The organism is Paenibacillus sp. FSL R7-0331 (assembly GCF_000758645.1).
GTDB classification, from domain to species: Bacteria; Bacillota; Bacilli; order Paenibacillales; family Paenibacillaceae; genus Paenibacillus_AQ; species Paenibacillus_AQ camerounensis.
Window position 1 is genome coordinate 1,613,174 of record NZ_CP009284.1, and the last position, 12,507, is coordinate 1,625,680.

Consider the following 12,507-nt stretch of genomic DNA (forward strand, 5'->3'; position numbering starts at 1 on the left):
ATGGAAGAAAAAATTAGTTTTAGGGCGATGATACATATTATGGGACGAGCCTTAAAAGTGAGTCTGAAAATTAAAACGCCCCGGTCGCTGTTGATTAATCTTCTCGGGTTTGGCGCAGCATTCTTGCCTCTTCTCATTGCAAAAGAACTCAGCAATCTGTCTAATATTGTACTGGACCTTTATGGAGCAGGTACAGACAAGCTTCTTACCGCATTGACCGTTTTCGGAGTGCTTGTCGGACTGTATGTAATACAAACTGCATATGTATTTGCACAAAATTACAGCAATGCTACCGATACATTGAAAATCCAGGAGTATATCAAGCAGTCCATCATTAAAGTTACCTGTAACGTGAAGTATAAATATATTGAAAATTATGATGATTTTCGGGATAAAATCAATTTCTCAGAGACGGTAACCGGTAGAAGAGTAGCTGAAAGTATGCAGGCTATTATTGTGTGGCTTCAAAATTTGGTTGCTTTCATTACCATTCTGTATGCATTGCTTGCGGTCAATCAATGGATTGTCATCCTGCTAATTGCTACCTGCATCCCTGCGATTATCTTGTCTTACAATCAAAAGGATGAAGAATACAGATTTAAAACGAAATGGATGAAGGAGGGGGCAATGGTCATCCATTACTATGGCATGTGCTGTGCCCCGGATTCTATGAATGATCTGCGCCACTGGCGTGTATATGATTATGTGAAAAACGGCTGGCGGACAGTCGCGCAGAAATATATCCATAAAAAGAATGAAATCACCAAAAAGCATTTGATTTACAATTCAATAGCCGATGTTCTGCGGAACAGCGTATTTATCGGTGTATTACTGATCGTTACATATGAAATTTATCAGAATCCTGCTGTCGGGATAGGTTTGTATATGCTGGTGTATACTCTTTCCGGCGACTTTCAGCGTATTACCACCAATCTGTTCGTCAGCGGAACGAAATTTGTCCAAGATATCAAATATATGCGCGATTTCTTTGAATTCGAGCAATATGAGCAAGAGCAACGCGATGCCCAAGCGCTCCCGCTCAAACAATTTCAAGTGAGCTTCCGGAAGGTCGGCTTTACTTATCCTAACACTTCGGTGCCAGTCCTGAAAAATATTAACGTCGATATCAAGCAGGGTGAGAAGGTTGCGATTGTCGGCCACAACGGTTCTGGAAAAACAACTTTTATCAATTTGTTATGCGGTATTCATGAGCCTGACAATGGAGAAGTTCTTATTGGCGGACAGAATATATCTGAAAATATAGCAGCGGCAAGAAAATCAATATCGGTAGCCTTTCAGGATTTTAGCCGCTATGAAGCAACATTACGGGATAATATCACGATATCTGATCCACAGCGCAACATTTCTGAACAAGAGCTGGAAGCTCTTTGCCGGCAGACAGGTGCTCTTGATATTGTCAATGCTCAGGCAAATGGGTTCGATGAAATGATAGGGATCTTCAGCGAGAAAGGAAACAATCTGTCCGGTGGGCAATGGCAAAAGATCGCATTGACCAGAGCGGCATATAGAAGCGGTGCAGGAATCATGATCTTGGACGAACCAACAGCTGCTCTGGATCCGATGGCGGAAGCCAAGTTATACCACGACTTCACAGAGTTAACAGGTAATAAAACAACGATTCTGGTGTCTCACCGGTTGGGGGTATGCAGCCTTGTTGACAGAATCCTGGTCTTCAAAGACGGGGAGATCATTGAGGATGGCACGCATGAAGCGTTAATGGAGAAAAAGGGCTACTATTCGGAATTATATGAAGCACAATCGCAATGGTATAGATGATCAGACAGTCAAGGCATAATGAACTTAGGGAGGGATAAGATGTACAAGCATGTCCTCGAACCGATCCTTGAACAGATGCGGAATCATCCTCAATACAATGCGATCGAATATGAGAATAGCGTTATGACCTATCAAGAATTGGATGAAAGATCATTGCAGGTCGCAAGGGCTTTAATCAATAGCGGGGTCCGGCCAAACGAGATTGTTGGGATAAAATTAAACCGAGACCCCAGAATTATAGTAGCCATGTTGGGCGTGCTTAGGGCAGGCGGGGCTTTCTTGCCTCTGGATCTCGGGCTTCCCCTTTTACGGAGCAAATTTATGATGGAAAATTCGAAGCTCCCGTATTTGTTGACCGACGATCTGGATGGGGAAGTTCCCGAGTACACCAGGGTGATCAGCATGGGCGAAATTGAAAAGAGTTGTTATCCTAAAGAAAATATTCTGGGGATTACACCTGAACAGTTAGCATATGTCATCTATACCTCCGGTTCAACCGGCGTTCCCAAGGGGGTCATGATTCAGCATCAATCCTTAATTCATTTCATACAGGGGATTCAGCAAGCTATTGATCTGCACTCTATTAAACAATATTTGTGCTTGGCACCGATGTCATTTGATATCTTTATGGTGGAATCTTTGCTGCCGCTTTCATTGGGTAAAACCATTATTCTGGCACAGGAGAATCATCGCAAAAATCCTTTGCGGCTAGCTAAATTGCTGATCGAAAAAAATGTCGAGCTTGTACAGATGACACCGACTGCAATGTCTATGTTCCTCAGCATCCAACGTTCCCGGTCGGCGCTCAGAAATGTGAAGATAATGATGATTGGAGGGGAGCCTTTTCCGCGCAGGCTGTTGGAACAATTGTTGCAACTTACCGGATCAGCGATCTATAACGTCTATGGTCCGACCGAGGGAACCGTATGGGCAGCAGCCGGTAGACTTTATGGGGACCGGGAAATCCACCTGGGAAGTTTCTTGAATTACTCGGAACCTCTTTTGTTGGATGCTTTGATGACCCCCGTTAATACAGGAGAAATTGGCGAATTGTTCATCTCGGGTATGGGCTTGGCCCTGGGATATGTAAACAATGATGAGGAAACAGATAAACGATTTATTGAATATCACGATGGCGCTTGTAAAAAGCGGGTGTACAGGACCGGAGACTTACTTACAAGAAGGAAGGATGGGACATTCGTTTTTGTTGGAAGAGCAGACAATCAGATCAAAATCAAAGGTCACCGGATTGAGCCGGAAGAAATTGAGAAAATGCTGCTGCTTCATCCTGACGTTACAGGTGCGTTAGTGTTTAAAGCGGGGGAGGAGGAAGAAACATTTCTGTCTGCGTGGTACTGTTCTCCAACATCCATCTCGATTGCTGAGTGGACTTCGTTTCTTAGCAGCCGGCTGTCTGAATATATGATTCCTTCAATATTTAAGCAAGTAGATCGTTTACCGCTGAATAACAACGGAAAGCTTGACCGGAAAGCCTGTATGGCTGAGCGGCATAAATAGTCACTTAGAGGAGAGGATAGAATGTGGATTCATGTAATGAAATCGAAAATTCATAGTGCAACAGTGACAGAAGCAAATCTTAATTACGTAGGCAGTGTGACCATTGATGAGGAACTATTGGAACAGACAGATATTATCCCCAATGAAAAGGTTCAAATTGTTAACAATTACAACGGAGCCAGATTTGAAACCTATGTTATACCCGGCAAAAGAGGAAGCGGAGTTATTTGTTTAAATGGTGCTGCTGCCAGATTAGTACAACCCGGAGATAAAGTTATTATCATATCATATGCAGTCATGGAAAAAGAGCAGGCTAAAGCCTATACACCAATTATCGCTTTTATGGGCCAACATAATCAAATTGAAGTTTTGACCGGCCATGAGATCCATGGAACGGAATTCCTGTAGGGATTCAATTTGATCAGAGTGAATTTAGAGTTGTCTATAATAAGTTTAGAACGGGGAAATTATGAAAAATAGAGATGTCTACATGCTACCTTTTTCTTATCCTCTAGTGTCTTCCTACTTTCATCATGGCCATCTACATGGAATTTTGAATCATGCTCATGACCAAACATTACCTTGGATCTATTGTAATTATATTAATTTATCAATCCCCAAAATTTTCAACAGATACTTGCTTGATTTTTGTATACCGCATAATAATGTTTGGATGTTATGGGAGGAATGTCCATTTATTTATAATCAGATTATTGATAGAAACATCATTGAATCAGGATGGTGTTCAGTAAGAGAATTTTTAATGGATTGTATTAACAATAACAACTATGTATGTATATTTCTTAATCAATATTATATTTCCAGTTCGCATCACTATAAAAAAAAGTACAAAAAACATCCGTTACTTATTATTGGATATAATAATATAGAGGGCAATTTTATAGTTGCTGATAACATGAGTACAGGCAAATATAAAATAGTAACTGTAAAATATGACGAGCTAGAGCTAGCATATCAATCAGTAATAGAAGTTAGTAACTATAGCGAATACGAGGGAGTCAGATTACTCAGTCTTAAGAAGGCCAATTATGTGTTAGATCTTAATCGTATAACTAATCAACTCAATCATTATCTTTATCCCGCACAAAACATCCACGGAGACATTATTAACACTAAAAGGTATGCTGTAGGAATCGATATTTATGATTATTTAACGGATTATGTGAAGGCGATTTCAAATCCGCGTATTAGAATCGATATAAGACCATTTCACGTGTTAAAAGAGCATAAAAAAATGATGCAAATGAGGATTGAATATTTAACTGAAAAGAAATGCATGGATGTGCATGAAGGCAGAGCAACTGCTCTTGAAAATGTTTTAAGAAATACGGAAATACTAATCAATATTATTCTGAAATATAAGGTTACTAGAGAAAGTGCCCTAATTGAAAGAGCTGTTGATTTGTTATCTACAATAAAAGCTGTTGAAATACATACACTAAGAGATTATATAGAAAATGTAAATTCTAAAAAAACTGAAAAAAATACTGATTTTAATAATTTTAAGATTACCGGAACTACTACCGATAAAATCATCATCTGCGATATACCGACTCCCGGATGCTACAATTTTTTTGCCGAGGTAGATCGTGGACCGGACTATGGGATATTTTCTTTTTACAGTAAATCCGGTTTCTTTATAAACAATGAACATTTAAAACAATACGATCTTTATAGTGATACAACATCTTCCTCAAAACTTCACTTGGCAACTATTCAGTTTGATATTACGGGAGATAAAGAATTTAAATTCGAGTTAATTGGTAAAAATAACAAGTCGGCTGGAGATAGGGTAACTATTCACTCATTATATATTGAAAAAGTATACTAGAAGCCGTAGAGTACAGAATGGCAAAAATATTATTCAGGTAGGACGCTTTGCAGGCGCCAACAGTAAAAAGGTGATCATGGCGTTTATTTTGCTTATGGCTGTATCCATTCCCGGTACAGGATCAGAAAAAGCGATGAAAATTTTAGCGGGAAAATTCACAGGTGGTGAACAGAGCGGGCAAGTTAAAATCATGTTTAAGGCTCCAGATAATGGAGCCTTAGATTCAGCAGATAATAAAGCGGTCATTAGCAAATTGCTTACAAAAATTCAAGGAGATACAGCAGTAGCCTCGGTTGCTTCTCCGTACGAGCTTGCGAACATCAATCCGGATAAATAAATCGGCTATGTTGTTGTAACTTATAAGTCTAATATAACACGGGATAAAGGAATTGAGACCGGACTAAGCGGGACTGTAAAATTTGAGCAAGCGGGTGGAGGCCCGGGCGAGATTATGGGTGTAATATTAGCCAATGTTATTTTAGCCATTACCTTTGCATTCTTGCTTGTTGCAGGAATGCTCGGCATAGCTTTATTAGCGGTAATAGCGACTCTGTTCTTTCATTTGAATCTTGGACTTCCTAATGATGGGAATAAACAATATGAAACGTCGGAGAGACAAGGATTCGATATGTTATCGGATGCTTATGGAGCAGGGTTCCATTCTACGTTAGTCGTAATTGCCGAACCAGACGAATGAATTATTTCTAATGGGTGTCACACCGGAGGATGGACCGAATGCACCGGAAACTAAAGATCTGGTAAATGAAATCAGGGATCTTTCTGGCAGCGGGAATATGGAACTTCTGGTGATAGGAGCTATAGCGGATGTGTTCGGTTTCCCTGGTTCCAGTGCAATATTATTCTTGCTGCCTGTTTTATGTATCGGTATTCTTTTTGGTCTATCCATGGATTAAGAAGATGGATAGTAGTCCGGTAAATCCCGCCAAGGCGCACCGGAACTTGCCACCCACAACATCGCATTTAACATCATCCGATTGTCTTTGCCAATTCGTCCACCTTGCTTTTTTCGTTCAGGTGGCAGCACATCTTTAATTCGATCCCATTGATCGTCGCGTATTTCTTATCGTCTTTTCATGACTAAAGTTTACCATGATCTAGGGTAGACAAGAAGAACAGGGCTTCTCTTTGGGAGAAACGTTGTTCTTTTTTTAATCACAGGAAGCATTTCCTTCAATTGAAAATGAAGAAACCAAAGAATTAAAGTTCTATGCAATTAAGGACATACCAACTCTATTTAACAAACAAAACAATGATATGTTAAGAGAATTTCAGAATAATATTAGAGGCGTATCATTCTTAAAGGGGAGGGAGATGATGATAGCAATAAAGACAACACTACAAACAATTTCATATGTACTACTAGTTGTTGGAATTCATCTGACTTTAATCTATTTTCTTGATATACGAATAGAAGGCCGGAACACAGAATTAATAAAAGAAATAGGAAAGGTATACTTTCTACCGTTATTCCTATGTTGTATTAATTCTTTAATGATTGTAAAAGCTCGGAAGACTAAGTACCATGTTATCTGGTTTTTGGTTACTGCAATCCCAAGCGGTTGTCTGCTGTTCTTATTCAAAGCAATTCAAGGACTTGGAGCGGGAGGGTATTAAATTGTTTCTATTGAATTGTTACCAAAGTATAGCTTGGAATTGTTGACTTTTCTTCCGAGGAGCATTTTAGTTTTACAAATTGTGTTCGCTTTATATTTCTTTATTAAAACAAGGAAAGAAGTCGATCATCTGAACATATAGAGGGGATGTGTTGTATGAAAAGAGTCCTATCTATAAAGACAAGTATAATAAAGGCCATCCTTTTTGGGATGGCCTTTATACCTCTTTTAATTCGCAGTCTCCAGTAATCTGGAAACGATCGTCGCAAACTCTGCTCTAGTAATATCCTTTTCAGGCTTAAATGAATTGTCTGCGTAGCCTGTAATAATATTATTGGATGCGAGTGCATCAATGGAATCATAATACCATGCATTTCTTTGAACATCTGTGAAGGATGCATTTCCAGTACCTGTTAGCTTAAAGGCTCTAGTTATCAGCGCAGCTAATTCACTGCGGCTAATCTTCTGGTCTGGACGGAAGCTTCCATCGCTATATCCGTTCATCAAGCCTGATCCGGCAGCCGCCCCGATAAAGGTATTCGCCCAATGCGTTGAAGATACATCCGTAAAGTTACTTGCTTGTCCTTCAAGTCCCATCTGAGTTGCAATGACCTTAATGGCTTCCGCGCGGGTCAAACCTGAATTTGGACGGAAGGTACCATCGGCATAACCCGTCAGTAATCCCTTAGCAATAAGCGTGTCAATGCTTGCTCGCGCCCAATGATTCATTGTATCTGCAAAACTGACAACTTGCGGCTCATCAACTGGTGCTGGTGTTTCCACAGGCGTTGTTGTTGCTGGAGGAGTAACTGTGCCTGCTCCAGTACCTGGAGCCGGGTTGGTTGTTCCATTATCTGTGCCTGGATTAGGATTAGTAGAGTCTGAAACGTATTGAAGTGCCGGAGCGAATGTTGTAAGGATTCTGGCTTTACTCTGCTGCTCAAGTGCATAACCCATCCCGAGAATTTCCGCATCATCCCATGCTCTGCCAACAAGCTGCATAGAGATAGAATATCCGCTGTCGTTTGTCCCTACAGGAACTACTACCGTAGGCAATCCAACAGTAGACGTTAGTACGCCTGTTCCGCGGTCAGAGCTTAATTGGGAAGCCGCTGCGTCGTTGTTATATACGTCACTAATAAATCCTGCGTAAACAACAGCATCCACTTTATTATCGTCCATCCACTGTTTGATAACTTCCTTATAGTCCGTTCTATACTTGATATAATCTTGAACAGCCTGTTCAGTCATACGGGTTGGAGTATTATACGCTCTTTGATTATAGATAAGCACCTTATCTGAAGCCAGTACACTTGCTCCATCAATGTAAGGGAAATCTTCATGAAGCTCAATATAGCGTGCCCATCCTTCAGAAGATCCGTTAATTCCTGATGGACGACTAGGACCTGATGGTACTGCGGACATTTCAACCATTGTTGCACCGGCTGCTTCAAGCTCTGAGAACTTATCCATTACTGCTTGTCCAGTATCATCATCGGCAAAGGTAGAGACAAAGGATGCAGGAATATACCCGATTTTCTTGCCTTGCAATGCATCTGAATCCAGAGATTCCTTCCAGTCAGCCGGACGCTTATTATCAGCATCGGCAGTCACTGTAAAGATATCCTTTGGATCTGTACCCGTTGTAGCATTCAAAATAATAGCCAGGTCCGTTACTGTTTTGGCAATAGGGCCTGCATAATCCTGTCCCCAGGTGAGTGGCATTACACCAGTAACACTTGCTATACCGTCTGTACCACGGAAGTTAGTTAAGCTTGAGCCTGTAGATGGTGCATAAAGAGATACCCCTGTTTGTGATCCCATTGCTGCTGCTGCGAAATCAGCTGCGATAGACACTGCTGATCCTCCACTGGAGCCAAAAGATGTTTTGGATGGATATAGCGCATTCCATGTCTGCATCCAGCCGCTTTCACTAAAACTTCCGCTATTAGCAAACTCGGAAGTATTTGTCTTACCAATAATTACTGCTCCAGCTTCTCTTAGTTTAGCAACCTGGTATGCATCAGAATCAGGCTGCCAGCCTTCGAGAGCTTTTGTACCGCCTGTAGTCGGCATATCTTTCGTATCATAAATATCTTTAATCGCAATTGGAATACCCAGCAGATCACCTTTTGCACCTTGTGCACGGGCATCGTCAGCAGCTTTTGCTTGGATAAGCGCAGTTTCAGATACATGCAGGAAGGCATGTAATCCCAATTGACCTTCATCGTATGCCGTGATTCTATCTAAATACGCTTGAGTAATCTGTACAGAAGTAGTTTTACCATTCATCATATCCTGCTGCATTTCTGCAATGGATTTAGTCGTAACATCATATGGGGATGAAGTTACTAATTTTTTGGCTGCAGGAGCATTTGGAGTTACCAGGTTATCTCCAGTATCAAGTCCTTCGATAGAAGATATATCCCAGTTACTAATTGAACGAATTTGTGCGTTGGTTAATCCAGTTACATCCAGCTGGCTATTAAGGCCATTTAGCATAGTAACCAGATTGTTCAACCCTTCTTCACCTGTTTCTCCAACTTGTACATAATGTACCAGGGATTTCGACTCGCCCGGCCTAATATTTAATGTATTAATGAACCCGTAGAAATTTGCATCATTTCCAGACTTGGCTAATGGTGTTGTAAATGGATCCTTCTGCTGATTACCCAGACCAGTTAATCCATTATTAAACGGATATGGAGATCCAACTGCAATCCCAAGTGGTTTATTGTTTCTAGCACTGCTATCTACAACAATCCATGAATCATCTGTAGTTACCTCCAGGTCATTTGAGTAGGTTGCCTTTACTACTGAAGCATTTGCCGCTGTACCATATCCCAAAGAGCCACCGAAAGATACATCGACCTTTACAGCTTCCTGATTAATATTAGTGAATGTATCAAAGAATCTCGTTCTATTATTCTTTGTATCGACATACACCGCCCGAGTAACAGTTACATTTCCCAGATTTACCGATTGAGTAGAAGTGAAATTATTAACGCCATCGAATTTTAAGTCAAACCCGCGCATCATTTGACCATTCATCAATGAAGCAGAAGGGGATGACACTTTAACAAAAATATTACCGAAGCCTTGTACTTGTGTAGTACCAACTGTACGTAAACTTCCTGTGTCTAAGCTAGGAGCGAAAGCATCGTGAATCTCCCATACTGTGCCGCTCTCTGAAGTAACTCTAGTTAAAGCATCTGCTGTTTGAAACGGAATGACTCCCGAAGCAATAACGGATAACGCAATGGAAGTAGCTATAGTTTGCTTTTTACTCCAACTATTTTTTGCTGGTGAATATTCAGATCGGGTAGAGCCAGAATGACTTTTTTTAGTTTTACGTAGACGTTTTAACTTATTCATGTGGGTGATCTCCTTTTCTTCTATGTATGTTATTAATTTATGTTAGGGAATATAACACTGTTAATCTTTTCAGTCAATGAATATTAAAATTTTTAATATATTCTAGGCTTTTATCAAGAAAAAAGGAGTATATTTATCATTATTTGTAATATATATAGTAATTTTTAGGTGATAACATTACATATAATGATATTTCTTTGGGAGGTCTGTCCTTATATGACACCACAAACTTACAAGAGGAGAATCACTGATGATTCCGGATGCATTAGCTGGAGCATGTAAATGGGCAAATTAAACCGATAGACAATTACAAATTAATTACAAAACGTAAAAATAACCAATTCGAATCGGAAACGATCGCAATTGGTTTATTTTTTGACATCGCATCGTGTTCACAATTTCAAAAAATTCGACAACACAGGCGAAGACATGGAGGATCTGATCTCCATCGGCACGATAGGACTGATCAAAGCCATTGAGAGCTGCCGCCCGAACAAAGGTACTAAGCTTGCTGCGTTCGCGGCTCGTCTTGATATTCTCGATGAGAGGGAGAAGGAAGTCGTGGTAGGGCGGTTTGGTTTGGACGCCGGCGGAGAAGAGCGGACGCAGCGGGAGATTGCGAAGGACTTAGGGATCTCGCGGAGTTATGTGTCGCAGATTGAGAAAAGGGGGCTGATGAAGCTGTTTCATGAGTTCTTTAAGGCGAAGCGGTAACTTTTGAAGCGGCTTGTCTGCGGATAATATATAAAGGAGACTCAGACTACAATAGACAATCTGAGAATCCGGGTCGATTAGTTGACTATCTTCTCCCACCCTGATAACAGAACATCCTTTGCTGTTTCTGTAAGTTCTTCAAGTGGCATTTTTGAGCTAGAGCTAAGCCAGTCAGTGTAGATACCTATGATTCCGGATGCGATATATTCAGAGTACACATTAAACATTTGAGGTGACATAACGGTTTGGTCATAGAACGAATTTTTTAATGTATTCTTTAGTATATCCTTGCATTCAGATTTAAGAAAAGCGTATGAAGTTGATTTAGAGATATGCCGGTATAAGCCTATATCCTCCATCATTATTGTATTGAGACCTTGAAAGAAGGAGTCAATGTTAAAATCCTGATTATTTTTTAGCAAAGATGATACTTTTTCAGCTAACTGATTCTGGAACTCCTGCAAGACATCAATTAATGAGTTGTAATGAAGATAAAATGTTTTTCGGTCAATATCAGCCGTTATGGCTAAATCAGTAACTGTGATTAGTTCAAAATCTCTACTTTGAATCAGTTCAAGAAAGGCAGTTCGAATAGAATTTTTGGTCCTAATAACTCTTCGGTCTACTTTTTTCATAATACCCTCCTATTTTAATCTACATTGTATTGCTTTTTGGGGAATAGTCCTCGATAATGCTTTTTTTGGCAATTGTATGAAGTCATTCACATTATTATAATTGACATGTGAGGAATAATCAAATAGTGGGGAATTATGAAGGGGGAAACCTAGTTATGTTTGAAAAATTATTTTCAGCTTACCCGGGAGATTTAACAATGCAGGATTTTACAACTGCATTCAGTCGGGAAAACCCTCAGTTTGCTTTATTATTGGGGATAGCGGCTCTTACATTTTTTATAGGTTATATGGAATACGTGTACAGCTTTATGTTAGTGAGGAGAGAAAAAAGTGCGCCGTATCCTGTCTGGATGCATACATTCTACTTTGCACATGATTCAATGGGCGCAATTGCTTTCGCTTTAGCTGCAAAAGCATCTGGAGGGTTTTGGTTTTTTACAGTTGCATCAATCGCACTTGTCGTTTGGAATTTATTTGAGGTTTATAATCTCTACAAAAGCATTTATGTTGAACGGCAAGAAATTTGGGGCCACTTGTATGACGCTCCGGTTACAATAAAACAAGCTTGGGTTAAAGTAATAAGCCAGATCATAATCTTTATTGGAGTAGTGAACTTATTTAGAGTCTTTATGCATGATCCGTACATGTTTAAATGGTTTATTTTTACGAATATTTTGATCGCCATTATACCAGGATTTTATTGGGCTAAAAGAAAAACACAAATTGGCGCCTCGTACAAGCTGGCAATTGTAATACTAATTGGTACGATCAATTCATTTATTCCAATGAATATGTGGGCATTAACTAGTGATTATTTTTCGGTAGCTAATAACCCTTGGTTTTACATTATTGGTGTTGTAAGTATTGGTTTTGCCATCAGAAATATATGGATCCTACGAAAGCTGCCACAGAAGCCTAAGTTGCTGGATGATGGGACAAAGACAGTTTGGTGAATGACCTAAATAAACATCCATGACCGCTC

At 40.0% G+C, this 12,507-nt stretch carries 10 protein-coding genes and 1 pseudogene; 8 read left to right on the plus strand and 3 right to left on the minus strand.

What is annotated here, in order from left to right:
- The 6 genes from R70331_RS30380 to R70331_RS06945 all read left to right on the plus strand — a co-directional run bounded on the left by R70331_RS30380 (position 1) and on the right by R70331_RS06945 (position 5,864).
- Positions 1 to 1,797 (plus strand): ABC transporter ATP-binding protein, encoded by a 1,797-nt coding sequence (locus tag R70331_RS30380; RefSeq protein WP_081947512.1) that lies wholly within the window; start codon positions 1 to 3, stop codon positions 1,795 to 1,797.
- A 39-nt stretch (positions 1,798 to 1,836) separates the two neighbouring features.
- Positions 1,837 to 3,315 carry an amino acid adenylation domain-containing protein gene (locus R70331_RS06925; RefSeq protein ID WP_042174009.1) on the plus strand — a complete coding sequence of 493 codons (1,479 nt, stop codon included), beginning with the start codon at positions 1,837 to 1,839 and terminating at the stop codon, positions 3,313 to 3,315.
- A 21-nt stretch (positions 3,316 to 3,336) separates the two neighbouring features.
- Positions 3,337 to 3,723, plus strand: a complete 387-nt coding sequence (panD, locus tag R70331_RS06930) for an aspartate 1-decarboxylase (protein WP_042174011.1) — start codon at positions 3,337 to 3,339, stop codon at positions 3,721 to 3,723.
- 355 nt (positions 3,724 to 4,078) lie between these two features.
- The gene (locus tag R70331_RS06935; RefSeq protein ID WP_042174013.1) at positions 4,079 to 5,167 is read left to right on the plus strand and encodes a hypothetical protein; all 1,089 of its coding nucleotides are present in this window, start codon (positions 4,079 to 4,081) and stop codon (positions 5,165 to 5,167) included.
- Positions 5,168 to 5,243: 76 nt separating this feature from the next.
- A complete protein-coding gene (locus R70331_RS06940) occupies positions 5,244 to 5,504 on the plus strand; it encodes an MMPL family transporter (RefSeq protein ID WP_156131085.1) in 261 nt (86 codons plus the stop codon).
- Between the two features lie 114 nt (positions 5,505 to 5,618).
- The gene (locus tag R70331_RS06945; protein ID WP_042174017.1) at positions 5,619 to 5,864 is read left to right on the plus strand and encodes a hypothetical protein; all 246 of its coding nucleotides are present in this window, start codon (positions 5,619 to 5,621) and stop codon (positions 5,862 to 5,864) included.
- A 213-nt stretch (positions 5,865 to 6,077) separates the two neighbouring features.
- Here the strand turns inward: R70331_RS06945 and R70331_RS32450 are convergent, their stop codons facing one another.
- Both R70331_RS32450 and R70331_RS06960 read right to left on the minus strand, forming a co-directional pair.
- Positions 6,078 to 6,245, minus strand: coding sequence for a transposase (locus tag R70331_RS32450; RefSeq protein ID WP_081947514.1), 168 nt, complete (start codon positions 6,243 to 6,245; stop codon positions 6,078 to 6,080).
- A gap of 784 nt (positions 6,246 to 7,029) precedes the next feature.
- Positions 7,030 to 10,176 (minus strand): amidase family protein, encoded by a 3,147-nt coding sequence (locus R70331_RS06960; protein WP_081947515.1) that lies wholly within the window; start codon positions 10,174 to 10,176, stop codon positions 7,030 to 7,032.
- Positions 10,177 to 10,569: 393 nt separating this feature from the next.
- On the opposite strand from R70331_RS06960, the pseudogene R70331_RS06965 reads away from it, so the two are divergent.
- Positions 10,570 to 10,890: pseudogene (locus tag R70331_RS06965) on the plus strand (sigma factor-like helix-turn-helix DNA-binding protein); the annotation flags it as partial.
- 77 nt (positions 10,891 to 10,967) lie between these two features.
- Here R70331_RS06965 and R70331_RS06970 read toward each other — a convergent pair.
- Entirely contained in the window at positions 10,968 to 11,525 is a 558-nt protein-coding gene (locus R70331_RS06970) for a TetR/AcrR family transcriptional regulator (RefSeq protein WP_042174023.1), read from the minus strand.
- Positions 11,526 to 11,680: 155 nt separating this feature from the next.
- On the opposite strand from R70331_RS06970, the gene R70331_RS06975 reads away from it, so the two are divergent.
- Positions 11,681 to 12,478, plus strand: coding sequence for a hypothetical protein (locus tag R70331_RS06975; protein WP_042174025.1), 798 nt, complete (start codon positions 11,681 to 11,683; stop codon positions 12,476 to 12,478).
- Positions 12,479 to 12,507 lie beyond the last annotated feature (29 nt).